At 62.7% G+C, this 22,974-nt stretch carries 31 protein-coding genes; 22 read left to right on the forward strand and 9 right to left on the reverse strand.

Going from position 1 to position 22,974, the window contains the following annotated elements:
- Window positions 1-6 precede the first annotated feature (6 nt).
- The 7 genes from QE379_RS15430 (at window position 7) to QE379_RS15460 (ending at window position 4,593) form a co-directional block, all read left to right on the forward strand.
- Complete coding sequence (locus tag QE379_RS15430) at window positions 7-321, forward strand: hypothetical protein (RefSeq protein WP_307001858.1); 315 nt, start codon at window positions 7-9, stop codon at window positions 319-321.
- Window positions 318-539: a hypothetical protein gene (locus tag QE379_RS15435; RefSeq protein ID WP_307001860.1), complete on the forward strand. Its 222-nt coding sequence runs from the start codon at window positions 318-320 to the stop codon at window positions 537-539. Before QE379_RS15430 ends, QE379_RS15435 begins: the two co-directional genes overlap by 4 nt.
- Window positions 536-1,006, forward strand: a complete 471-nt coding sequence (locus tag QE379_RS15440; RefSeq protein WP_307001861.1) for a hypothetical protein — start codon at window positions 536-538, stop codon at window positions 1,004-1,006. The genes QE379_RS15435 and QE379_RS15440 overlap by 4 nt, the downstream gene beginning before the upstream one ends.
- The gene (locus QE379_RS15445) at window positions 1,003-1,989 is read left to right on the forward strand and encodes a CHC2 zinc finger domain-containing protein (protein WP_307001863.1); all 987 of its coding nucleotides are present in this window, start codon (window positions 1,003-1,005) and stop codon (window positions 1,987-1,989) included. The genes QE379_RS15440 and QE379_RS15445 overlap by 4 nt, the downstream gene beginning before the upstream one ends.
- Entirely contained in the window at window positions 1,986-3,524 is a 1,539-nt protein-coding gene (locus QE379_RS15450) for a DUF3987 domain-containing protein (protein WP_307001865.1), read from the forward strand. Before QE379_RS15445 ends, QE379_RS15450 begins: the two co-directional genes overlap by 4 nt.
- The gene (locus tag QE379_RS15455; protein ID WP_307001867.1) at window positions 3,505-3,948 is read left to right on the forward strand and encodes a hypothetical protein; all 444 of its coding nucleotides are present in this window, start codon (window positions 3,505-3,507) and stop codon (window positions 3,946-3,948) included. The genes QE379_RS15450 and QE379_RS15455 overlap by 20 nt, the downstream gene beginning before the upstream one ends.
- Before the next feature lie 213 nt (window positions 3,949-4,161).
- On the forward strand, window positions 4,162-4,593 hold the full coding sequence (locus tag QE379_RS15460; protein ID WP_307001869.1) for a DUF5681 domain-containing protein: 432 nt from the start codon (window positions 4,162-4,164) through the stop codon (window positions 4,591-4,593).
- Between the two features lie 154 nt (window positions 4,594-4,747).
- Here QE379_RS15460 and QE379_RS15465 read toward each other — a convergent pair.
- A protein-coding gene (locus tag QE379_RS15465) for an IS3 family transposase (protein WP_373461696.1) occupies window positions 4,748-5,913 on the reverse strand; the annotation gives its coding sequence in 2 pieces (ribosomal slippage) (window positions 4,748-5,652 and window positions 5,652-5,913; 1,167 coding nt in all).
- A 78-nt stretch (window positions 5,914-5,991) separates the two neighbouring features.
- Here QE379_RS15465 and QE379_RS15470 point away from each other — a divergent pair.
- The 6 genes from QE379_RS15470 (at window position 5,992) to QE379_RS15495 (ending at window position 11,540) form a co-directional block, all read left to right on the forward strand.
- Window positions 5,992-6,255 (forward strand): hypothetical protein, encoded by a 264-nt coding sequence (locus QE379_RS15470; protein ID WP_307001871.1) that lies wholly within the window; start codon window positions 5,992-5,994, stop codon window positions 6,253-6,255.
- Complete coding sequence (locus QE379_RS15475) at window positions 6,252-6,482, forward strand: hypothetical protein (RefSeq protein ID WP_307001873.1); 231 nt, start codon at window positions 6,252-6,254, stop codon at window positions 6,480-6,482. Before QE379_RS15470 ends, QE379_RS15475 begins: the two co-directional genes overlap by 4 nt.
- 208 nt (window positions 6,483-6,690) lie before the next feature.
- The gene (locus QE379_RS15480) at window positions 6,691-7,509 is read left to right on the forward strand and encodes a hypothetical protein (RefSeq protein WP_307001875.1); all 819 of its coding nucleotides are present in this window, start codon (window positions 6,691-6,693) and stop codon (window positions 7,507-7,509) included.
- Entirely contained in the window at window positions 7,509-8,228 is a 720-nt protein-coding gene (locus tag QE379_RS15485) for a hypothetical protein (protein ID WP_307001877.1), read from the forward strand. Before QE379_RS15480 ends, QE379_RS15485 begins: the two co-directional genes overlap by 1 nt.
- The gene (locus QE379_RS15490; protein ID WP_281177329.1) at window positions 8,194-8,484 is read left to right on the forward strand and encodes a D-Ala-D-Ala carboxypeptidase family metallohydrolase; all 291 of its coding nucleotides are present in this window, start codon (window positions 8,194-8,196) and stop codon (window positions 8,482-8,484) included. The genes QE379_RS15485 and QE379_RS15490 overlap by 35 nt, the downstream gene beginning before the upstream one ends.
- Window positions 8,484-11,540, forward strand: coding sequence for a hypothetical protein (locus QE379_RS15495; RefSeq protein ID WP_307001880.1), 3,057 nt, complete (start codon window positions 8,484-8,486; stop codon window positions 11,538-11,540). The genes QE379_RS15490 and QE379_RS15495 overlap by 1 nt, the downstream gene beginning before the upstream one ends.
- Window positions 11,541-12,283: 743 nt before the next feature.
- On the opposite strand, the gene QE379_RS15500 is transcribed toward QE379_RS15495, so the two are convergent.
- Complete coding sequence (locus QE379_RS15500) at window positions 12,284-12,943, reverse strand: phosphatase PAP2 family protein (protein ID WP_307001882.1); 660 nt, start codon at window positions 12,941-12,943, stop codon at window positions 12,284-12,286.
- A 66-nt stretch (window positions 12,944-13,009) separates the two neighbouring features.
- Entirely contained in the window at window positions 13,010-13,258 is a 249-nt protein-coding gene (locus QE379_RS19645) for a helix-turn-helix domain-containing protein (RefSeq protein WP_373461802.1), read from the reverse strand.
- A 198-nt stretch (window positions 13,259-13,456) separates the two neighbouring features.
- On the opposite strand from QE379_RS19645, the gene QE379_RS15505 reads away from it, so the two are divergent.
- From QE379_RS15505 to QE379_RS15530, 6 genes are read left to right on the forward strand one after another with little or no spacing between them, the layout of a single operon-like run.
- Window positions 13,457-13,705, forward strand: a complete 249-nt coding sequence (locus tag QE379_RS15505) for a hypothetical protein (RefSeq protein WP_307001884.1) — start codon at window positions 13,457-13,459, stop codon at window positions 13,703-13,705.
- Window positions 13,706-13,708: 3 nt separating this feature from the next.
- A complete protein-coding gene (locus QE379_RS15510) occupies window positions 13,709-14,335 on the forward strand; it encodes a hypothetical protein (RefSeq protein ID WP_307001886.1) in 627 nt (208 codons plus the stop codon).
- Between the two features lies 1 nt (window position 14,336).
- On the forward strand, window positions 14,337-15,074 hold the full coding sequence (locus tag QE379_RS15515; RefSeq protein WP_307001888.1) for a hypothetical protein: 738 nt from the start codon (window positions 14,337-14,339) through the stop codon (window positions 15,072-15,074).
- A gap of 1 nt (window position 15,075) precedes the next feature.
- Window positions 15,076-15,303 (forward strand): hypothetical protein, encoded by a 228-nt coding sequence (locus QE379_RS15520; protein WP_307001890.1) that lies wholly within the window; start codon window positions 15,076-15,078, stop codon window positions 15,301-15,303.
- Entirely contained in the window at window positions 15,300-15,569 is a 270-nt protein-coding gene (locus QE379_RS15525; RefSeq protein ID WP_294271809.1) for a hypothetical protein, read from the forward strand. The genes QE379_RS15520 and QE379_RS15525 overlap by 4 nt, the downstream gene beginning before the upstream one ends.
- Before the next feature lie 31 nt (window positions 15,570-15,600).
- Complete coding sequence (locus QE379_RS15530; RefSeq protein WP_307001892.1) at window positions 15,601-16,149, forward strand: hypothetical protein; 549 nt, start codon at window positions 15,601-15,603, stop codon at window positions 16,147-16,149.
- A 393-nt stretch (window positions 16,150-16,542) separates the two neighbouring features.
- Here the strand turns inward: QE379_RS15530 and QE379_RS15535 are convergent, their stop codons facing one another.
- A complete protein-coding gene (locus tag QE379_RS15535) occupies window positions 16,543-17,115 on the reverse strand; it encodes a Panacea domain-containing protein (RefSeq protein WP_307001894.1) in 573 nt (190 codons plus the stop codon).
- A 195-nt stretch (window positions 17,116-17,310) separates the two neighbouring features.
- On the opposite strand from QE379_RS15535, the gene QE379_RS15540 reads away from it, so the two are divergent.
- Genes QE379_RS15540 through QE379_RS15550 form a run of 3 tightly spaced genes read left to right on the forward strand, consistent with a single transcriptional unit; the run spans window position 17,311 to window position 19,210 of the window.
- Window positions 17,311-17,514, forward strand: a complete 204-nt coding sequence (locus tag QE379_RS15540; RefSeq protein ID WP_373461803.1) for a hypothetical protein — start codon at window positions 17,311-17,313, stop codon at window positions 17,512-17,514.
- Window positions 17,511-17,945, forward strand: a complete 435-nt coding sequence (locus QE379_RS15545; protein WP_307001895.1) for a LexA family transcriptional regulator — start codon at window positions 17,511-17,513, stop codon at window positions 17,943-17,945. The genes QE379_RS15540 and QE379_RS15545 overlap by 4 nt, the downstream gene beginning before the upstream one ends.
- Window positions 17,942-19,210, forward strand: a complete 1,269-nt coding sequence (locus QE379_RS15550; protein ID WP_307001897.1) for a Y-family DNA polymerase — start codon at window positions 17,942-17,944, stop codon at window positions 19,208-19,210. Before QE379_RS15545 ends, QE379_RS15550 begins: the two co-directional genes overlap by 4 nt.
- Window positions 19,211-19,259: 49 nt before the next feature.
- On the opposite strand, the gene QE379_RS15555 is transcribed toward QE379_RS15550, so the two are convergent.
- The 5 genes from QE379_RS15555 to QE379_RS15570 form a co-directional block, all read right to left on the reverse strand.
- Window positions 19,260-20,543 (reverse strand): SGNH/GDSL hydrolase family protein, encoded by a 1,284-nt coding sequence (locus QE379_RS15555; protein WP_307001899.1) that lies wholly within the window; start codon window positions 20,541-20,543, stop codon window positions 19,260-19,262.
- A gap of 356 nt (window positions 20,544-20,899) precedes the next feature.
- On the reverse strand, window positions 20,900-21,526 hold the full coding sequence (locus QE379_RS15560) for an SOS response-associated peptidase family protein (protein WP_307001901.1): 627 nt from the start codon (window positions 21,524-21,526) through the stop codon (window positions 20,900-20,902).
- 51 nt (window positions 21,527-21,577) lie between these two features.
- Entirely contained in the window at window positions 21,578-21,832 is a 255-nt protein-coding gene (locus tag QE379_RS15565) for a hypothetical protein (protein ID WP_307001903.1), read from the reverse strand.
- Entirely contained in the window at window positions 21,829-22,695 is an 867-nt protein-coding gene (locus QE379_RS19650; RefSeq protein ID WP_373461804.1) for a DNA/RNA non-specific endonuclease, read from the reverse strand. Before QE379_RS19650 ends, QE379_RS15565 begins: the two co-directional genes overlap by 4 nt.
- Window positions 22,677-22,967, reverse strand: a complete 291-nt coding sequence (locus tag QE379_RS15570) for a hypothetical protein (protein ID WP_307001904.1) — start codon at window positions 22,965-22,967, stop codon at window positions 22,677-22,679. The genes QE379_RS19650 and QE379_RS15570 overlap by 19 nt, the downstream gene beginning before the upstream one ends.
- Between the last annotated feature and the right edge of the window lie 7 nt (window positions 22,968-22,974).

Raw genomic sequence — 22,974 nt, forward strand, 5'->3', positions numbered from 1 at the left:
GCGGTGATGCGCCAGACCGACACATCGGCCGCAGCATGGGCATCCATTGCGGACGCCGCTGGCCACCTTGAGCGCATCGTCATGAAGACGCTGCGCGCCCATCCCAATGGCCTTACCGTTGACGAAACCTGCGTTGCTGCCGGGTATCCCCGGTACAGCTTGCAGCCCCGTTTCACGGCCCTGAAGGACCGCAAAGCGATCTTCGATACTGGCTTGCGTCGTCGCAACGTCAGCGGCGCGAAGGCGATCGTCTGGCGGATCACTCAGTTTCAGGCGGACGCGGCGAACGACTGCGATGCCCAGGAAGGCGGTGCCGCATGATGAACATCGAGGTGTTCAGCGGTGCCACGCCGGTCGGGGACGGGTTCACCGTCTCCTTCCGGTTCGCCAACCAGCAGCTTGAAGCCGATTGGTCCCCTCGCATGCCGATGGGGCCTGGCGGTCGAAAGTATCTCCCCGCCTACCGTCTGGCACGTGACGAGTTCCTGCATCGCGTCGCGAAGCGCACCGGGATCAGCATGATGGTGGTCGACCTATGAGCGGCGCCATCATTCCCATCGCGTCGCGCCAGACGGCCGAGGTGCAGGCCCGTGCCATCGCCGCTGTCACCGCGTTGCGGCGGCAGGCGAATGAGCCACACAGCCTTGACCGCGTCCTGGGCGTGGATCGCGGGATCGTCGGCTATCCGACGCTGGACGCTTGGTATCGTGCCCAGCCCGTCCCGAAGGGGCGGCTGGGTGCGCGGCTGCGACTGTCACCGGACGAAAAGCGGCTGTACGGCTTGCGTCCGTCTGCCGAACTCATCGAACTGCGCGGGCTGGGCGATGAGTCGGAGCGCTGGTCGGTCTGCGTCTTCCCCGTCGCAGGCGGTTACATCGTCGGGGTGAAGGCCCCCATGGGCGGCGGTGGCGTCGGCGTGCGTTTTACCAAATCGCATCAGGCATCGGATTATGCTCACCGCCTGTCGGTCGAGCATGATCTGCCGATCGTGGAGCGGTACGCATGACCCGGCGGCTCGACACCAATACGCTCGCTTCCGTCGTTGCGAGCATTCGCAACCGCTTCCCCTTGTCGGGTGTTGCCGCGAAGGCGGGCGTGAAGCTGCAACGTGCAGGCCGGGAATGGAAAGCATGCTGCCCGTTCCATCCTGACAGGACGCCCTCTTTCACGATCTATCAGGACGATCGGCGCGCCCATTGCTTCGGATGTGGCTGGACTGGCGACGTCCTGGACTTCGTAAAGGCGTCCTACCGGGTTTCGCTGATCGAGGCGATCGACATGCTTGACGGCGGCGTCCTGCATGAACTCGAACAGCAGCGCCCTCCTGCCAAGCCGAAGTCCGATATGCGGGCCGTGGCTCAGCGGATCGTCGATGCGTCTGTCTCGACCGATGGCACTCCGGCTGAGGCGTATCTGCGCTCGCGTGGCATCACGATGCCGCTGCCGCATACTCTGCGGTTCGCTCGGATCGCTCCCCCGAAGATCGACGGCAACGGCCTATTGGCTGCGAACGGCCCCGCACCGCTCCCCGCCCTGATCGGCATCGTCACCGACCCCGCCGGAGAATTGCTCGGTGTGCAGCGCACCTATCTGACCGAAAATGGGCGCAAGGCAGCCACGACGCCAACAGATTCCGATCCGAAGCCGAAGGTGAAGTATAGCCTGGGTCAGGTGATCGGTGGCGCGATCCAACTCGGGCCGCCCGCCGCCAGCATGCTCGTGACGGAAGGACTTGAGGACGGTCTGACGCTTGCCCAGGCGCTGGGGCGGTCGGTGTGGGTGGCGGCAGGCACTTCAATGATGCCGCAGATGACATTCGCGGACATCACGCGGGCGATCGTTATTGGAGCCGATGGCGACGCTGCTGGGTCTGTCGCGGCGGGTAAAGCAGCAGAGGCGTTCGCCGCAACGGGCTTGGCGGTGCGCATCATGCGCCCGAACCCGCCGTACAAGGACTTCAACGATGAGTTGATGGGGGCGCGGTCATGAGCGCGGCATCCATGCAATCGCGTTTCGACGACGCGGAGTCGTTCACCTCGATGCCCTTCGAAGGGTTCGCGACCTCGGGTCGCACAGCTGGATGGTCGACGCCCGACATGTCGGTTACGCGCGCCAGCCTTGCGCCCGCTCCCCTTTTCCCCGGCGATGTGCTGGGCGACCTGATGCCGCTCGTTCGGGATTTGGCGGCGGGCAAGGGTGCACCCGTCGACTATGTCGCCATCGGCGTCCTGACAGTTGCGGCGTCGCTGATCGGCGGCAAGCGCTGGGTTTCTGCCTGGGAGGGCTTCGACCAGCCTTGTATCTTGTGGGGCGGTCTTGTCGGTGACCCATCGTCCAACAAGTCACCCGGCATCGATGCCGCCACCCTCCCCTTGCGCACTATGGAAGGTGAGCTGGCCGAGCAGCACCGCGTCGTCCTGATGAGTCACGCCACGGTCGCGGAGCGCGCCAAGGCCGAGCGGAAGCAGTGGGAGGACAGGGTAAAGCAGGCAACCAAGGACAATGCCGAAACCCCCGATATGCCCGAGGAGGCTGAAGCGCCGGAAGCGCCGCAGCGGCCGCGTCTGATGGTTCAGGACTCGACGCCAGAGGAAATGGCGTCGATCCTGGCCGGTAACGTCAACGGGACGCTGCATCTGCGTGACGAGCTGGCCGGATGGCTGGACAGCTTCGAACGCTATTCGCCTGGTGGCCGGGCGTTCTGGCTCGAGGCGTACGGCGGGCGGCACTTCGTCGTCGACCGGAAAAGCCAGACCAAGCCACTCGTCGTACCGTTCAACGGCGTCAGCGTCCTAGGCGGCATTCAGCCGGACAAGCTGCGGGACGCTCTACTTGGCGTATCGGACGATGGCCTTGTTGCACGATTCATGTGGGTATGGCCGGAAGCGATCCGCTTCAGCCGCCCGCGTCAGATCGCTGACACTGCGCGCTTGGAGCGGCTGTATCGCCGCCTTCAGCAGATACATCGCCCCGCAGACGAGACGGTGACCATCCCGCTTGATGCCTGCGCCGCTGACGTCTTCGAGGAGTGGATCGCTGACAACGATGCCGACGTGCGGCAAGCGGCCGGGCTTTATGCGTCCTGGGCGGGCAAGGCGCGTGGCCTGGCGCTTCGCCTCGCTCTGACCCTGGAGTATCTGACCTGGGCGGACGCTGGTGGACGTGAACCGTCCTGCGTCTCAGTGCTGTCCCTGACGAACGCCCTGACGCTGATCGAGGACTATCTCAAGCCACACGCGCGGCGGGTATTTGGCGACGCCGCTCTGCCGCCTGTGGAAAAAGACGCGGCAGCTTTGGCTCGCTTCATCCTTAAGGAGGGCTTGCAGCGCATCAACGGTCGGGAATTGCGGCGCGACGCCCGGCTGCCGACGCTGAAAGTGGCCAGCGATGTCGAAGCGGCATGTGCTGCGCTCGAGGAAGCGGGTTGGTTGCGCGAAGCCCCGAGCCGCAGCGGCAATGCGCCAGGACGTCAACGCAAGGACCACCTCGTCAATCCGGCTGTGCATGGTGCTGGCCGTGGGTAATTGGCGACAATCAGCAGCGGCAGCGCTGGCAGACTTGGTGCCAACATACACCCGCACATCGGCCTATGGCCTGCCAGCCGCCATAGAAGCGGGCCTTCGGGCGCTCGTAAAACAAAAGCCACCGCGACTGGCCAGCCACGACGAATGGCACGCGACCGTTGCCGACGCGATCCGGCTGGCGTCCGAAGGCTGGGCGACCACCGCGCTGTCGATGGGCTGGACCGAGCACGACGTGTTCGGGATCGGCCCGCATGGCAGCAATGAATGGCTGTCGCTCGCGGTCTGGGTAGCCGGGCGTTCGATCGTCGCGATGGACGACCATCGTGCATTCACGGCCGACGACGATGTCTATTATCTCGAACGCTGGGGCCGACCGAACACGACCTTCGTGGCCCCGGTGATGCTGTGGGAGATCGGCCGGTGACCGGGGCTATTGGCACTATTGGCGCTATTGGCACGGACGCTGCGTCTCGATCCCTGGATGCCTCCGCCCTCGCGTCGTCCCCTAAAAAAACTTCTATCTATCTATATAAAAAGGAGAACCCCGTGACGGACGCGCAGGCTCTGCCAATAGTGCCATTAGCGCCAATAGGTAACGGACCAAGCCGGACGCGACGATTGGCCGGGAGCAGCGCTCATGACGCCTGATCCGCGAACTGAGCGCGCAAATACGCGCGGCAAGCCGTTCGAGAAGGGCAACCCAGGCAAACCGAAAGGTGCACGCCATCGCGTCACGCGCGCCATAGAGGCGCTGCTGGAAGGCCAGCACGAAGCCCTAACAAAGGCGGCGATCGACAAGGCGCTGGAGGGCGACACGGTTGCCCTTCGCCTGTGCCTGGATCGGCTGGCCCCGCCCCGTCGGGACGCACCAGTATCGATCGAGTTGCCCCCGGTTCGATCGGCCGCCGATGCGGTCGCGGCATCAGCGGCGGTCCTGGCGGCAATATCCGCAGGCGATGTCACACCGGACGAAGCCGGACGCATCATGGCCTTGCTGACGGCACACAAGGCGATTGTGGAAACTGGCGATCTGGAAGCCCGGATCGCGGCATTGGAGGAGAAGGCATGATGATCGGGAAACGACTTGCGGCACTGGAAGCACGGACGACCGGTGGCGGTCTGTCTCTCGTGGCCCGTGCATGGCTGGGGCACACCCTGACCAACGAAGAGCGCACAGCCGCTGAGCAAGAGACGGCGGCAGCCATTGACGTGACCCCGGTCTTTCATCCAGCGGCAACCAGAGACCGACCGTGGTTTTCGCGCATAAGCGCAGGTGAAGCAACGGGCGGGGTTAACCCCGCCCGTTGCTGTTCGAGCCCGGCAGCGAAGGCTGCCGGAGTGGCGTAGCCGAGCGAGGAGTGCGGACGCTCGTTGTTGTAGTCGTCGACCCAGCGGGCCAGAATCGAGCGGGCCTGACCGATGGTGAAGAACAGCGTCTCGTTGAGCAGCTCGTCGCGCATGCGACCGTTAAAGCTCTCGACGAACCCGTTCTGCGTGGGCTTGCCCGGCGCGATGTAATGCCACTCGATGCGGGCATCGCCGGACCAGGCGAGCACCGCGTTCGACGTCAGTTCGGTCCCGTTGTCGCTGACGATCATCTTCGGCCTGCCACGCTCGGCGATCAGATCGGCCAGCTCGCGCACGACCCGCCGGCCCGAGATCGACGTGTCCACCACCGCCCGAAGGCATTCGCGCGTGACGTCATCGACGATGTTGAGCACGCGGAACCGACGGCCGGTCACGAGCTGGTCGTGGACGAAGTCCAGACTCCAGCGCTGGTTGGGAAGCGCCAGCACTGACGCGGGCGCACGGCTGCCTGTGGCGCGCCTTCGTCCCTTCCGGCGCCTGACCGTCAAACCCTCCTCACGATAGAGCCGCTGGGTCTTCTTGCGGTTGATCGTGATGCCGTCCCGGCGCAGCAGGATGTGCAGACGCCGATAGCCGAACCGTCGGCGTTGCTGCGCCAGCTCGCGCAGCCGCGACCGCAGGTCGCCATCATCCGCCCGGCACGAGCGATACCGCATGCTCGTGCGGTCTGCCCCAACGACCGTGCATGCCCGCCGCTCGCTCATCCCCAGCGTCGCCTGGAGATGCGCGACCGCTTGCCGCTTCGCGGCGGGCGTCACCACTTTTTTGACAGCAGGTCTTTCAACCCCGCATTGTCCAGCATCGTGTCCGCCAGTAGCCGTTTGAGCCGGGCGTTCTCCTCTTCGAGCGACCGCAGGCGCTTTGCGTCGGACACCTCCAGGCCGCCGAACTTCGCCTTCCACGCATAGTAAGTCGCGCTCGACATCCCGTGCTTGCGGCACAGCTCCGTCACCACCGCACCCGCCTCGGCCTCCTTCAGGATGCCGATGATCTGCTCTTCCGAAAACTGCTTCCGCTTCATTCCGTCCGTCCCTTTAAGGAGACGGTCTCTACTTCCAGTTGGATGAAGAAACGGGGGTCACGTCACCATGCCCGTCGATTGGTCGCGTATCTCGAAGGAGGCAACGACGTGGTTGCAGGCATAAACCACAGGCGCCGGGTGGCGGCGCTGGAAATAAAAACCCGGAGGACGAAGCCAATGTTTATCCCGCTGATCTGTGCACATCTGGACGAAACGACGGACGACGCTATCGCTCGCCATGTAGCTGAACACGGCCCTCTCCCCGACGACGATGGCAATCCCGCTGTGACGAATGCGATCGTCCTGATCCCGGTTGCCCCTGCCCTGCGAGCGGCAGCATGAGCCCACTGAGCAAGCGCATCGGCGCGCTGGAACGGGCGCATCCGTCTTCTGTGCCGCGCTGGCACTGCATCCGCCATTACGAGGAGGAGAGCCGAGACGATGCGATCGCTGCCTATGAAGCGGAGAATGGCCCTATCGGCGATGACAACATCATCATGCGGGTCATCATCACGAAGCCGGTAAAGAGACCAAGCGCTCCGGGAATAGACCCATCGCAGGCTGGATAAATTCGTCTTCAGCTCCGCATCCGCAATTCCAGTAAACTTCGCCTCGCGCGCGGGCGCGTATTGGTCGCAAAATTGATCAACGCGCCCGATCATCAGCCTGTAAATCGACCGAACATCTTGTCATCGAATAGGGTTTCTGGCATAGTTTCGTCACTGGCCCATCTGCCTAGCTGCAGAAGCCGTTTCCATCCAGCGGAGACAGGCGGCCATGCATCTCGAAACTTCGTCGATCAATATCTACCCATCGGATATGGCAGCTGCGGCGGCTGGTGATCTTGATGGGTATCGCAGGTTGCGTGACTTCGCCATCGAACAGGCCGCCGGGGACACCTATCCACTTCTGGAATCGCTTATCGCAGCCGAATGCTATGCACGGTTTGCGGCCGCCATTGGCGATGCAGACGACCGCAAGGCGCTGGCCTTGATACTTCAGGCTCGGATCGATGAACGCGAGGCGCGCGGGTATTCGAACGAGCGCCATCTGGTCGAAGTCGCCCACCATTTTCAGGTTTTGGCCGATGCTGGCGATGCGGAAGCGACCGACCAATTGGCTAGGTTGGAGATCGGTCCGGTCTGGCAGGCAGACGAGGAAGTCGTCCGGGACATTCGCGCTAGCGAGGCCGAGTTTTCCAAGGCCGCGTATGGCAACACCCAAGCGCTAACCAGCCTGATCGACGTCGTCGTGTCAGGCAAGACGCCAGGCACCGTCAGCTTTGGCGACTTGGTATACATTGAACACATCGCCCGCGTCGGAAGCGAAAGCGGCAATCCCGAACTGCTTGAACGGCTTGCCATGATTTTGTGCGCGCGTCGTAAATTTGAACTGCATCAGGGTACGAACCCACGACTGGCGGATAGCCTCGGCGTCGAGGCGGTTTCCATCATGGTTGATCTGGCGCTGCGGAATTGCGGCAAGAACGACCTGTTGCACCAGGCAATATCCGAAATGACGTGGCGTGACGTCCAGGGTTATGCAGCGGCAGTCCCTGCCCTCCTCGCTTTCATCGCTCCGATGGGAGCTGCCTGATGCTTCCCGGTATCATGCCCCCTTTCGATTTGGGTGCCGTGTCTAACACACTTGGGCAGCAGCCGAGTGGCATGTTCTTCCGGGGCTTTGGTCAGCAACCTATTCCAGGCCAGACGCCGGGCTACGGCGGCCCGATCGGCGGATCGCAGCCTGCTATGCCCCAATTGCCGGAAGATAAGGGTTTCTTCTCGCGCGGCGGCATGGGCGTTCAGTTGCTCGGCTCGATCGGTGACGCGGTGTCGTCTGCCTATGGCGGGGGCACGCCCTTCGCCGCCGCGTCAAACCAGTTTCGCCAGCGTCAGCAGCAGCTTCAGGATTACCGCATGAAGCAGGCCGACGAGATGGCGCAGTGGACCGCTCAGCAAGAGTGGGAGCGGGCGCATCCGAAGCCGGTCAACAACGACACTGTGAACGACTACCGGTTCATCGAGCAGCAGTTGGGGCCGGAAGCAGCCAAGCGGTACTTGGGGAATGTGGCGGCGGGACCGGTGACGGCTGTTGACGGGTTCGACGCGCAGGGCAACCCAACCAAGACGTTCCTGCCACGCGGGTCATTCAACCAGAAGCCAGCGACATCCACGCCACCTTCCGGGGCTGTGGATCTTCTGCGTAAAAACCCAAGCTTGGCACCCCAGTTTGACCAGAAATACGGCGCAGGCGCATCGCAACGCATCTTGCAGGGAGGTGCGGCCCCGATCGGGTCGCAGACCTTTCCCTGACCCGTTCAAGGCGCCTGGCACGATGACCAGCGGGCGGCGGACTGTTGAGGGCAACCGTCTGGTGGGGGGTGTGTCGAATAGCAGCCACCTGTCGGGCGATGGCGTCGACTATGCTGGCACCAACATGGCTGCTCTGCGTAGCTATTACGGCCCCAGCGCCCGCCTGTTGAACGAGGGCGATCATATCCACGTGACGCTGCCTGGTTATGGCCGCGTCCCCTATTTTGGCCGTCGCGGAACGGTTGGAGCGCGCTGATGCAGAAGAACCCTTTCGACCAGTTCGATGAGCCGGGTGCGAGCAACCCGTTCAACACGTTCACGACCAATCGCGACCCTCTTGCGGTACGGCGGGATGAGCGGGCGGCAGCGAATGAGGCAGAGCGCCTGCGTTTGGCCAATCTGGAATACGGTCAGCGCGAGCGCAATTCCAGAAAATCCCAGGCCGCTGAGCTTCGTAACAGCTACGAGACGCTGCCTTCGTACAAGGCCTATGCCCAGGCGATTGGGAGCTATGCCGGAGGGCTGGCATCCAAACCGGATGCCGCAGGAGACTTGGACCTGATCTATGCCTATGCGAAAGTCATGGATCCCAACAGCGTCGTCCGCGAAAGCGAGCAGGCGTCGGTAGCGGGGGCGGATACCTGGGCAAATCAGAAAGTTGCCAACCTTCAAAAGCAGTTGGGTCACGGGGGCACGTTCCGCCCCGAGTTTCGTCATCGCCTGCGGGAAGAAATGGCGAACCGGATGGCACAGCTCAACCAGTCGCTGATCGCCGATCGCGTCCGCTACAAGGGAATCGCCGATCGCAATGGGCTGAACCCCATGGATGTGGTTGGGGAACATCCCGGTGCACGGTTTCAGGACCTGTCGGAACGCGTTCTCGGTCGCAAGCAGCAGAAGCTGGATTATTACGGCAATCCGATCCCGCACGACACGACGCCAGAGCGTCCCGAGCTGATCGGGGCTCCATCTCTTGGCACCCCACAGCTCGCCTCGGGTGGTCGGAAAACCGAGCGGAATCCCGCACTGGAGCAGTCGTTGACAGAGCTGCTTCGCAAGGGCGCAGACATCGAGACGCTGAACACACTGTCGCGCGCCGCCGGATATGGCGAGCTTGATCCTGCGCGTGTGGCTCAAGCCGGGCAGTGGCTCCGGGCGCACCCCCAGTACAAGGGATCGCTGTTCGACAGCGCGCGCGACGTCCCCACTAGCGGATGGGAGGACATCGCAACATCGCCCGTGGGCATCGGTGCCATGGCCGCAATTGACGGTGTGCTGGGCGGGACGTCCGACGAGATTACTAGCATGCTCGGCGGCGGCGACCTTGAGGACTTGAACGCCCGCAAGCAGGGCGCATTCGCAGCCCACCCTTACGCAGCCCTCGCGGGGCAAGGATTGGGCACGTTCGGCGCGATGTACGGTCTGGGAATGGCGAGCCGCGCGACGGGCCTGGCGTCGCGCTTCGCGTCCCCCAGCCTAGCGGGTGACATCGCGTTCGGCACGCTGTCTGGTGCAGGCCAGAATAATGACAATCGCTTCCTTGGAGCAGGCATCGGCGCAGTTGGCGGGTTCGCTGGCAATCTGGCGGGCCGAGGAATTTCCTCCGGCATCGGCGCAGCGATCCGCACCCAGCCCGGACAGGCCGCGACCAATGCGGTGCGCACCTATTTTGGTCGCGCACCCCTGCCCTCCGTAGCCCCGCTCAGCGCCGCAGACACGATCGCCGCGAACACTATCAACCGCATCGGCGCGGACAACATTCGCACGCCACTGACGGAAGCTGCTGACCTGGGCATCCCCATGGCGCTGGTTGACACGAACCCCGCCTTGCGCGAACTTGGCGGCGCGGCGGTGCGTCGTTCGCCTGCCGCGTCCCAGATCGCGGAAGACGCTCTGATCCCCCGCAGCCGTGGTCAGTATGACCGCTTCGTCAGTTCGGTGGAGCGCGACCTGGGGCCGTCCGCGAACATCCCGCAGATGAGCGATGACCTGACCCGTCAGGCGCAAGCAGCAGCGGCCCCGCTGTACGAGCAGGCATACCGCCAGCCGGTCACGTCGACGCCGGAACTGGAAAGCCTACTGAACACGCCGTTCGGGCGCAGCGCAACCGGACGGGCGCGCACGATCGCTGCCAATGAGCGCCGCAACCCTATGGAGATGGGGTTCGTGCAGGAGGCAGACGGCACCGTCCGACTGAACCCGGCTCCGACGCAGCAAATCGACGCCGTTGCACGCGCCCGCGCTGATCTAGACGCGGCGCAGGCGGCATATCGGGAGGCGCGCAATAGCCCTGCGGGGAGCCTGGACAGCGCTCGCACCCGTGTTGAAAACGCCCGTGAGGGCCTGCGGCAGGCAGAGGCATCCTTCAATGCCGCTCCGCGCGCCGGGGAAACCATGCGCCAGCCTGGGTATACCACCCAGACGCTCGACTATGTGAAGCGCGGCATGGACGACGTGCTGGAGCAGTACCGTAACCCGATCACCAACCGGCTGATGCTTGATGAGGCAGGCCGCGCGCAGAACGGCGTGAAGAACAACCTGTTGTCGGAGTTGGACCGCCTGAACCCGACCTATGCCCAGGCGCGCGGCGTGTATCAGGGGCCTGTTGCATCGCGTGACGCGCTTATTCGCGGTCAGGACGCCTATACGCTCCCCACCGATCAGCTTGCGGTGCAGGTTGGTCAGCAGACGCCGGAGCATCTGGGTCAGATGCGGCTTGGCTTTCAGGACTCGCTTCTGAAGCGCGCGGCTGGTGTGCGCGACAACGCCAACCCGTTCGAGGCGACGTTGGGCACGCCCGCTATGCGGACACGGCTCGATACGCTTTACGACAGCAACGCGAACGTGCCGCGCCTGCTGCGTACCCGCGACATCGAGGGCGGCTTGCAGCAAACGACGAACGCGATCTTGGGCAACTCCCGTACTGCACGCAATCAGATCGCAGATGCCAATTTTTCGACCAACCCGCTGCTGGAAGGATCGCTGCACGCTGGTGCGGCGCTGGCGACTGGCGGAGCTTCCCTGCCCGGCACTGCTGCCCGTGTCGCGGGGACATGGGCACGGGATCGGCTGGCTCTGGGGTTGGGCAAGCAGGCTGAGGCGAAGGCGGAGGCGCTGGCGCCGTTCCTGTTCGACACCAATCCGCGCGCGGCTTTGTCGTCGCTAGACGATGTAATGGGTCGTTATGCTGATTGGCAGGCGCTGATCGAAGCATCGCGGCCGAAGCGGCTGGGGATGATGTTCAATGCGCCGTGGGTCAGCAGCGTCAACCAAGCGGGCAACTACCTAACCAGTCCGAAGCAAGGGCAATAAGCCACATCGACCTCTACCGGCGCCAAATTTACCCGGGCCGAACCATAACGGTCCAGGAGACCGCCACACCAAAAAGGATAACCCCCACAACAAAGGCAATGCACAGACGTTCTATCCGCTTAATAGTCAGATCCGGGACGTACACCCCCCGCCAATTCCTCCGGGCCGTCCTAACACGAGGGCCGTCGCGCCATGCCCGGTACTTGCCGAGAGCCGGAACCAATACGCCTCTGTACAGCATGATTCCGATCGAGGTGGCTATGATCGGGGCAAGATTCACCCAGTAGCCATAGACGAATTCCACCCATCATCCAACAGTGTGGGTCACTATCGGTTGATGCATTTACCAACCAGATCGATCGCCCCGAGCCCCCTAGCGATCGATCTGGTTGGGCGACAGCGGGGCTGCTGGATCAGATACAGGACGATCTGGGTCTTGGTGTGGCTCATACGCTATGACCCATTGCGGATAGCCTTCCGGTGACATGGCGATGTCCGCATGTCCAACCGGGTCATTGCCGGTCTCGATCCACCCCGCCCCGTGGCAGTAATCGCAGATCGCCCGCTTACACCGGAAGCTGATCAGATCGATCTCGGTGTTCCATTGCCCATATCCCCGGCAGATCGGGCATTTCGTATCCAGGGTCCCGTTTCGCGGCTGAAGCGGGATGATGTCGAAAGCATGGGGGCTGTTTGGTCCGTCGCAATAGACGACGTTGCTGGCATGGGCGATCGGTCTTCTCCTACACCCGGGCCGAACGAATCATCCGAGATGGGGTTGCCCGCCGCGTCCCATCACCATCCCCGATCGAACACTGACGGTTCGTAATCTCTTGCTTGGCGTAACGTACCGCTAGATCTATCACCGCATTGCTCACGCGTTCGGCGATTAGGCCAATGGCTATCCCGGCCAGGACATCGCCAGCATAATGCGTCCCGCGCGGCACCTGTACGACGGACACTGACAGCGCCGCACCACGGGCAGTGACCGCATGATCGGGATATGCTCTCGCAATCGCCTCGCCGACCGCGACGGCACCGGCGCTGTGGCCCGACGGGAACGAATTATCCTCGTGGCGGTCGCTATCACCTTCCCGCAGCCGTGGATCATCTCCGTCTTTCGGGCGCCTACGGTCGATCGCAGCTTTGATCCCGCTCTTGGCCCAGGTGGCAAGCGTGTGAGCCGCCAGCATCCTGAAGCCGGTGGCGGTGAGGTGCAGATCGCGTCGGACAATACCGTCCACGACCGTGGCTGCGCAGATCGTCCGCATCTGTGGCTGATCACCGATCTCGCTGGCGGCACCAACCAGCCGCATTGGCCAGCTGTCGCGCTCGCCATTCACCTCGCAGGTGATTTTGTGATCGGCCTTTTCGACAGCGGTGGCTTTGCGTTCCCCATCCATGACCATTCAACACATGGATCAATTCTTCGGTCCGTCGATCAGCATGGGACGGGGCGATCTTCTCCCTCAGCCCGCGCCGCCTTTCGCTAGCCGGACGCCCGCGCCGCCGGACGTCGCCTCACCGTCAGCAAGAAATTGCACTCCCGCCGCTTCTAAGGCGCGCTGAATCGCCAACAAGTTATTGGCGATCGGCACCGATCGACCTGCTTCAAAATTCCGAACCGTGGACACCCCGACCCCAGCCCGTTCAGCGACCTCGGCTTGATCGAGGGAGACTAGCGCCCGAGCCGCGCGACAGGTCGAGGGTGTCAGCATAATTCCGGCCTATCACCTAAACGCTTGAATATCAAGATAACGCTCAGCGTTGACATGACGGCTAGAGTTGTGCATAACGCTGAACGTTACCCGCTACCAACGGGTACAGCCCGGCACGGTGCTACCAACACCGATACCGGGCCTAACCACAACCGTTCTGGAGGAACGACTATGGCTACTGCCCCTCTACCGGACGCTGTGCGTCCGGCCAAGATCACCTGTGCCTCAAACGGACTGAGCAAATCGACCGGCCGCGCCGTCGATCTTGCCCGTCAGCATCTGCGTACCGGCAACCCCGGCGCCTATGCCCGCTCGCTGGCGGGTGAACACCGCGCCACCAACGCACGTCAGCAGCGCGCAATCGAAGCTGTCATCGCGGCCGACGCCTGCGAGCGCCTTTTCACCCGGCATCCGTCGAACGGCTGCCTGATGGCGCGGGAGGGCTGAACGATGGCCACCGAAACCACCCGTCGCGCCCTGTTCGGGGGCGCTGGCCTCGTCGCGCTTGCCGCTGCCGTCCCGGCGGTCGCATCGACAATGTCCGCCAGTTCGGGCGTCAGCCCTGCCCTGGCCAAGCTGATCGCGGCCAGCGCCGAGGCCTGGCAAGTGTCGGAGGACCACGACAATCTGGTCCTGAAACCCGCCGATGCGGCGGCAAAGGCGCTTGCGTCCCAGATCCCACATGTCGCGGTCGACATTGACGGTGATCCCTACTGGACCACTGCGAACCCAGGCGCGGTCAGCGTCGCCCGTGGCCTCGTCGAACGTGATCCAGCGCGCAACCATCCCAATAGCCCCGGGCTGCGCCGTCTGGTTGCGGCCGATCTACAACGACAGCGTCACCGCGCCCGTATCCATCGCGACACGGGCCTGACTGCTGCGGTCGATCGCAGCAATGCCCTGAACGACGCCTATGCCGATGCCGAGTCGGCTGTTGCGACGCACCCGGTCACCACCGTTACCGACCTGCACGCGAAGCTGGCGTTCATGATCAAGAACGACATGGGCGATGGCCGTGATTGGCTGGAAGAGATTGCGGACGACGTGGCCCGCATCGCGAACGTGGAGGGCCGCTGACATGTCGACCACCAGCGAAGCCTTCTGCGCGCTGCTCGACGCTTCTGACGCCGCCAGCCGCCGCTTCAACAGCCTGCCGTCCGACTTGGAGGAACAAGACCCCATCACGTTCGAGCAGGAAGAACAGGCGGTATGCGCAGCATCGCATGACGCCGACATGGCCGAACCCACGACTTGGGCGGAATTTACCCGTCTGCTGGAACACATGTCGTATTGTGGTGCCAGCGCCATTGATGATGACAATGCGAACCGGCTTATGCGTCACGCCCGTCGGCTACTGTCGGGTGGGCTTCACACCCAACCGCGAACGCCGATCCGCGATCTGATGGCGATGCTCGAGCGTGCCATCGACCGGGGTGCCACAACCGACCAAGCTCCCCATAATGCTAATGACTCCATGCCGTCTCGGTCCTGGAGCCGCCAGCATTCGGCCCTCACTTGCGCAATCATCCACGAGCCCCCGCAGGACGCTGCCGATGTGCTGGCGGTCCTTCTGCGACTGGCCGCCCATCACGACGTCATCAGTTCGGCCGGGGACGAGGCAACGCAGCAAGAACGACGTGACCTGAACGAAATGATCGCGATCGCGCTACCGAATTGCATCACCAAGCTGGCCGAACTCCTGCCTGTCTCCGGTTGGCGGACGAACGAGGTGGAAGATGAATTGCGGTATCACGCCGGGCAAGTCCGGCGCTGGTTGCCAGATGCCGCGCCGATCGGTGATGAGGGGGTGCGCTGACATGGCCACCCTCCACCCCGCGTCCTTCAACCCCACCGTCTGGCTCCATGCCCTCGTTCAGATCGGCGGCGGCTATGCGCTGACGTCCGACCGCAAGCTGTGGCTGGTTATCCAGGACTGTCCCTCCGATGACCTGACGCCGCTCATGGCACAGATCGTCGGGTATCCTGACCGGGCGGAAGCAGTGCGCCAGACTATCGAGCAACGGCACTACGGGGAGGCAGCATGATGGGACATGCAGCCGTCACCCCGCCGCCCAGCGCCAACCGTGCGATGCCTTGGCGCCGATCGCGCCGCCGTCCCTGGCATCGGTTGGACCGGGTCGCATCGCCTCATGCCGTACTCGCCACCATCCCCTCGCTCCCCCGTGCCGAACTGGCGCGGATCACCGAACGGCTGATCGACCGCATGGACGAACTGGACGGAGATACGGACCTCGAACCCGAGGACCTGGAGGAAGACGACCCTACGGAAGCGGATGACGTTCACTCCTGAACCGATCACGCCGCCGGTCCCGTCCCGGCGCATGGAACACAGGCCCGTCGCTCGCGATCGTCGAGCGGCGGGCTCTCCGCGTGTGCATCGCTTCCGGGATAGCCTGGCGCTGTCCGAGAGCTTCGTCGACGCGGATTGGTGGCTGCCACTCTATCGCCGCGCGTTCCCGACGATGGTGTCAGCGGTGGCCGTCCGCGAAGACGGATGGGCGCAGCGGGGCGGGATAGACCGGCTGCTCACCCTGTCTTGCGGGCGGACGTACACGGTCGACGAGAAGGTGCGGATGCACGACTGGCCCGATGTCCTGCTGGAGCGCTGGTCGGATGAAGCCCGCCGCGTGCCAGGCTGGATTCAGAAGCCCCTAGCTGCCGACTTTATTGGGTATGCCTATGCCCCAGCCGGGATGTGTCTGTTGCTACCCGTCGTACCGCTACAGCGTGCTTGGCGGCAGCATGGGCGCAAGTGGATCAACCTCTATGGGACGCGGGCGGCACAGAACCCCGGCTATGTGTCGGTCGGGGTGCCAGTGCCGCGTCACGTGCTGATGCAGGCGATCATTGAGGCGATGGTGGTTGGCTGACTTTTTAAATCAGCCCGAGATTTTCCAAGTGGGTCTTTATGAATTTTGGCGTGAAACGCGATTTTCCAAATCCGGCAAGGATGCGGTCAGTCAGTTCGACAGATGCTGGATGCCCATTCTTATACACCCACCCGTCAACCATATTGCTTAAGCGAAGCGACGGCTGAATAATCGCACTACGGTACAAGACGTAACTATCTTGCACTATGAACGGATGCTCCCCCGGCGCAAGTAGGCACGCATCATCAACAAATCTATCGGGTGCAACCTTAGTAAAGTTCGCCAAGACGTGCAGTCCATTAGGACAAGCATCCGTCGTTATTACGAAAAGGTGGTCCCCCACCGGTCCGGTTGGAATCAGCAGCGTATCGCATCGCGCAGGCGCATACGCCATTACGCAAATACTTCCTTAACGTGCCTCTCAGCTAGCAACTCGTCTTCAAGCTCGTTTGCATATTTTTTGCCGAGGAACTTGAGAATGCGAGCGAGCGGAATTGGGTTCGATGACCCGTGTGGATCTTCCCATTCAGGGCAATTTGCATGGGTCCAGTCGCGGACCTGATACTGGCTCATCTGACCAAATTCAGCCCATACCTCAGCGAGCGTCTCGAGTTCAGCTTCGCTCAGCTGGTCTAAATCTTCGTCGCCTACATTTCCCGCCAGACCGACTGAATAACCGGATCGACCGGTAAGATGCCGCTCCCAATCCTCCAAGCCGCCATGCATGCCATTTATGCAATCATAGGTTATTGAGTTTACCGGCCCATGATCCATCGACACAAAGTTATCCCACGTAATGGGAAAATCAAATTTCTCTAAGTTACGACGGTCCGCAATATATACCAGCTTCGTCAGCTTTAGGACATTTATGCTACCGCCCTCACGGCGAGCGAAAAACGCTGCCACCTGAGCCGCTTTTGCGGCGTTATACCAAGGCTGCATTGCGGGCATATCGTTGTCTACCATGGCGACTCGGGGTTGACAAACGGTAAACGCGCATTTGGCAACAGCCTGTCTCAAATGGCTATAGCGACCACCTCCGCATTTGTACATATTTTGTTCCAAGCCAAAGACGGCTGTTGGCTCATACTGCATCCCCCATTGACTAATGTTCCCCTTTCGTTCCAGCTAGGCCGGGTCACGAATCGCTGGAATATGAGCATGATGCAGCACGACCCCCGCCTGCGCGAAGCAGCGCGCGCTATCTATGAGGCTTGCTACCCCTCTGACGAATGGGCGCAGTTCGCGTTCGACGAGGCGGAGCGATACGGGACCGTGCATTACCGTCAGGCGGTCGATGGAGCACTGGCAGCGCGTGCCTGTCTAGCTGCCGCTGGCGAACAGCTCGCGCTTCCCGTCACGTGACAGCCCAGCCTGCGATGCGCCTGCATGACGTGCCGTTCGACCTCATCCCGCGTGAGGTGCCGTTCTTCCTGTGCCGGACCCCGGCTGGCTTCCCGTCGCCTGCCCAAGACGACATGGAAGAACCAATCGATCTGGGTGCGTGGCTCGTCGAGCATCCGGCCGCCAGCTACATCATGCGGGTCGAGGGCGGATCTATGGCGGGCGCCGGGATCACCGATGGCGACCTGATCGTGGTCAACCGCGCCAAGCGAGCCCGCGCTGGCTCGATCGTCGTCGCGCTGGTGCATGGCGACCGCACATTGAAGCGCCTGAAGCAGATGGACGGCCGATATTGGCTCGTCCCGGAGGCGGATGGTTTCTCACACATTCTCGTCGACGAGTATGTCGAGATTTGGGGCGTCGTGGTGGGCGTAGCGCGCAAGGTCGTATGACCGCGCCAATCGCCCTCATCGACTGCAACAACTATTATGTCAGCTGTGAGCGAGCGTTCGACACCAGCCTGGTGGGCGTGCCGGTCATCGTGCTGTCCAACAACGACGGCTGTGCAATTGCCCGCTCGGCCGAGGCGAAGGCGCTGGGTATCAAGATGGGTGATCCAGCCCATCACCTGCGTGACCTGATCCGACGCCATGGCATTCAGGTCCGGTCGTCTAACTACACGCTCTATGGTGACATGCAGCGCCGCGTGCTGGCTGCCTGCCAAGCGTTCGTACAGGACTTCGAGATATACTCGATCGACGAGATATTCCTCGACCTGACGGGGTTCGATGATCGCGATCTTGTCGACCATGCCCATCGCCTCCGCGCTCAGGTCCTGCGCTGGACGACGATTCCCACTTGCGTTGGCATCGCGGATACCAAGACGCTGGCCAAGCTGGCGAACGCCGCCGCGAAGAAGCAACCGCGCTTCGGTGGCGTCGCTGACCTGCGTGATGAACGTCTGCGCCAGGACGTCATGCGGGCGTTCCCCGTCGGTGACGTCTGGGGTGTCGGTAAGGCCACGGCACTAAAGCTGGGAGCGCTGGGCGTGACCACCGCCGCCGGACTTCGAGATATGCCCATGAAGCAGGCCCGAGGCGTCGGCACGGTCGTCTTGGAGCGACTGGTCGCTGAGCTGCGCGGCATACCTGCTGACGCCGTTGAGGCGGTCGAGCCGCAGCGGAAGGGCATGGCCGTCACGCGGTCCTTCGGGACGCCTGTGACCGACTTCGACAGCCTGATGGGCGCTCTATCTCAATATGCGCTTCGGGCCGGGGAGAAGCTGCGCAATCACAGTCTCGTCGCGGGGCGGCTGACGGCATTCTTCCATACCAACAAGCACAAGCTCGACCGTCCGCAATATGCCGGGTCCCGCGCGGTGACGCTGCACCCGATAACGAGCGATAGCCTGGCGCTGATTGCCGCCGCCCGACGGTGTGCGGAACGAGCTTGGCGGGATGGATACGCCTACACGAAGGCCGGTATCCTGCTCGACGATCTAATGGCGGCAGATGATCGCCCCCGGACGCTATTCGAGGTAGATACGGAAAAGCGCGACCGTCTCATGGCTGCGCTGGACGAGGTGAACGGGCGCTTCGGGACGTTCACCGCCGTCACGGCCGGGCAGGGATTCAAGCGGCAGTGGCGGCTTCGGTCAGAGATGCGGTCACCCGCTTGGACGACGCGCATCGATGAGGTGCCGACGGTTCGAGCATAGACGGTTCACCCGCCACCCTGGCGACGCAGGATGGCGGGCGATCATCAATTTAGCGGAGCTTCGCCTTGTCAGACTGAGGGATTGCCTTGACGATCGCCGTCACGGCCACGGCATAGGGATGAACGCCTTCGGGCGTCGGCTGGCTCGCTAAGACCGGCCAAGTCCCAGGCGCTGCGGCATCGTACCAGAAAGGCTTCGTATCGATGTACGCCGCGATGCGCCCCTCGGCTCCTGCCTCCTTATAGGCCTCCAACTGCCACTTGAATCCGCTGCCCCAGCCGCCCGTCGCGGTGCCCCACTCATTCCCCGTCACGGCCGTCTGCCCGGCTCTGCTCATCCACAGGTCGGTGCTGGTTGTACGGGGGAGCACGCCGGTCGCCACCACCCGAATACCGGGATAGCGAGCAATGAATCGGTCGAGGAAACCGACATAGTTAGACCGCATCGTGGTGTACTTGGAGTTCAGGTCGTTCTGGCCGAGCTGATTGATCAGCACCGTAAATGGCAGAGCGCGCCCCGTGTTGAACTGAGCGGCTTGGTCGATCACCTGCCATCGCAGAAGCGCGCCGGTGTTCAGCTCCAGGCTCGATTTGGCGCCCGGCATACCGATCATGAAATGCGGCACGCGCCCAAAGGTTGTGTCGGCAGTATCCAACCACTTGCGCAGCCACCCCAAATTGCCGCGCGTGTCGGCCTCGACGGCATATTCCTGGCGCGCTTCACCGATGCTGTCGACCGTGCCCAGCGCGACCGGGCGACCGTCCCAGCCCTTGGCGACGCACAGGTCCGGACCATAATAGGCTGGCTGCGACTGGCCGCTGCCAGTGTCGAGTGAGGCAGTGCTGAAGTCAGTAGGCCTATCCAGATGCGCGGAAACGCTAGCTAGGTCAGCACCGCCCCAGACACGCTCGCCTCGTCCAGCCTGAATGCGATAGACGGGAATCTGCTTTTCACCAGCGGCCGTGTGGTAAGCCGTCGTCATCGCGACATCGCTGTTGGCCGGAATGCCGCCCGGTAGATCGATGGCATCGGTCCACACGCCAGTGGATCCGCTGTCGACAGTGGCGACGGTCGCATTATTGAACGTCGCGCGAACCTTGGTCGTACCGATTGATACCCAGAACCCGTCTACATTAGTCGCATTGCCCGGCAGGAGTGATTCCTGGGGCGAATTGCCACCTTCGGTCGAGGCGAAGCCCGCAAAGTGGCAGCGAACCGAGGTAACGGCACTCTGAGGCGAGCCAACTAGGATTCTGGTCATCACGAACGGGGTTTCGTTGGCCGCAGTGACGAGTGCCCCGCTCGGCATGCGCAGCCGCGTGAAGGCAATCATATATCGGTCGGGGTTCCCGACCGCCGGGGTCGGCGTAGCCGTGGGGGTGGGTGTCGGGGTCGGCGTGGGCATTACGATGGGCAGGCCGTCAGGCGAGTCGAAGCTGCCGTTCATTGCGACAGTGCAACTCCCGATCATCAACGACAGAGCGAGCGGAATGCTTGTTGCAGCGGTACCCATGGATATTGCCCCCCGAATTTACCTATCCAGGGCCAACTGCAATCAACCGCCAATTTCGTCTAACTCTGAATGGCTTGCACGATTCTCGAATAAAGACAGACGGTACGGTCAATCCGCGAAAGCACGAATCCTCATATTTACGCCCACCAGCTTTGCTGCCATCGGCTTGATGATTTTCAACGACCGCGAGTCGGGAAGACCGGCCCCCGCACCTTCATGCGATTGGCTGGGTAGGGTTGCTGGAGCGCCACTGCCTCTTCTGCCGGGGCGCGTAGCCACGTCGTCACGTCGCCCGGGTGCAGGACGGTGATCATCGCCTTCGGGTGAATGGGCTCCACCAGTTCGTTCGCGTCACAGGTAACCATCGCGAACGACCGCCCCTCAGCCGTCTGCTGCCAGAACCCTGCGACGACAAAAATTGGCTGATCGGTGACGCTGAACCACATCTCACCTTTTAGCGGCGGCTTGCCGTCCCCTAGGTCGTGGCGTTCGGGGGTGAACTCGCAGAACTCGGTGAGCGGGATGATGCAGCGGTTCGCGGGATCAGCGGCCAGGCGTCGCCACTGCGGCAATCCCAGGTTGCGCACGTTGGTCATTGGGTACGGCGCTTTCCCGCCCAGCACGTCCCAAGACATGACGTCCCAGGCACGCTCACCTTCCTGCTCCCGTATCACATAGGATCGGGCCTTCGGGCGCAGTTCTTGGGGGTGGAAGCGATTATCGCGCGGTCGTTCGTCGAACAGCTTGGCGGCCGACTGAAATATCGTCTGCGGCTCGCCGTCAAATCGGGCTCGGTTGCACATCACCCCCCAATCAACGCGGGATGCAAATAGATCCCGCGCATCCTGGCCGGATCAGGCAAATGGGTTGGCGACTTCCCCAGTCTCACTCTTGCCTGCACGTTCTAGGCGATCAGGCAGGTCGGCCGCTTCCAGTTCGCCGCAGATGGCATCGACCAACGCCTTCAGCGACCGAGCGCGCTTCAAACCAGCCTTGTCCCGGGTAATCTCGACAGAGCCGGAAAGCATAACTGCGTCCGGCGCGTTCTCGGCCGACAAATCCCCGATGGTGTCCACAGCACTGTCATCAGCAAAAGGCTTCATCGTCATGGCCTGCTTCTCCTCGAGCTTTTGGTGCGATCGAAAGTAGGAAATGCCGGGACCTTGGCTCTGGTTGCGCGGTCGAGCTGAGGGAACGGATCGATACCAGTCCGGCGGGTCAGCTCAGCTATCGATACGACTTGCCAGACTGGCTTTGCGGCATTCGTCGCTATCCAAGCGCCCGCGCCCTGGCCGCGAGACCATACGGCTTTCCAATAGGACGTCGGGATAAGGACGCGCCCTTTTAGCGTCTTGATCGTCGCCCCCTCATACAGCGGGCCGGTTACGACGTAGGTTTCCCCCAACGTCATTGTCAGGCCACGGACGTACTGCTCAAGATCCGCCCACCCGTTACGGTTCAGCGACGGCGCTTGGGGCGCGATGTTCGCCAAGCTGAAACTTTCATAGTCTGACTCAGCGTCCACCATATCACCTGACGGCGCCATATGGCCTCGATCGAACCCGGAGCGCTCAAAATCGCTCAGCTCCGCACGATCCGATGGCAGGAGCCGAGGATCGGTATGAAAGCGATTGCTCCGCTGATCGTAGTTTCGCGCGGCCGTCACTGATGCGCGGGTCAGGCGCTCGGCCGACCAGAGCGGGGTCCGTGTGCGTGACGAATGCAGGACTGCGAATGCCCGATTGCAAAGTTGGGTCGTTCCCTCAGCGAGACTTGGCTTATTCAGGGCGGGCGCATCACCCCCTGCAAAAAGCTGCGGACATCGTTCCGCCTGGGCACCTGCCGCTGGAAAGACGATCGATAGGCAGGCAATCGCTAGGCCAATTGTGATTCGCAACGTGCTCTCCGAGCGGGATGTGATCTGGCCAAGCCATAGGCCAGCCCGATGAACGCTTAATGGCTTGCCCGCCAAGCACGCACGTCAGCCTTCGTGACGTCGCTGGCGTAGCACATGGGGGCATATCCCCCAGCACGGTCCCATGCGCTTCGACGGCCGCAGCGCGATCCGTTGCGTGCCGAGTTGTAGGGACAGGGGCAATTGCCCGGATACGCCGAGATCGATGCCTTGATGATGCGCTGCTTCACCTGCGCGTCCGAAAGCGCCGGCCGTCGGGCGTCGGAGCTCACCGGAAAAACTGTGGTGACCATCATCGCAATGATGGCCAACGCCTTACCGTTGATCATGCTTACC

The sequence above is a fragment of the Sphingomonas sp. SORGH_AS_0879 genome (assembly GCF_030819175.1).
Classification (GTDB): domain Bacteria; phylum Pseudomonadota; class Alphaproteobacteria; order Sphingomonadales; family Sphingomonadaceae; genus Sphingomonas.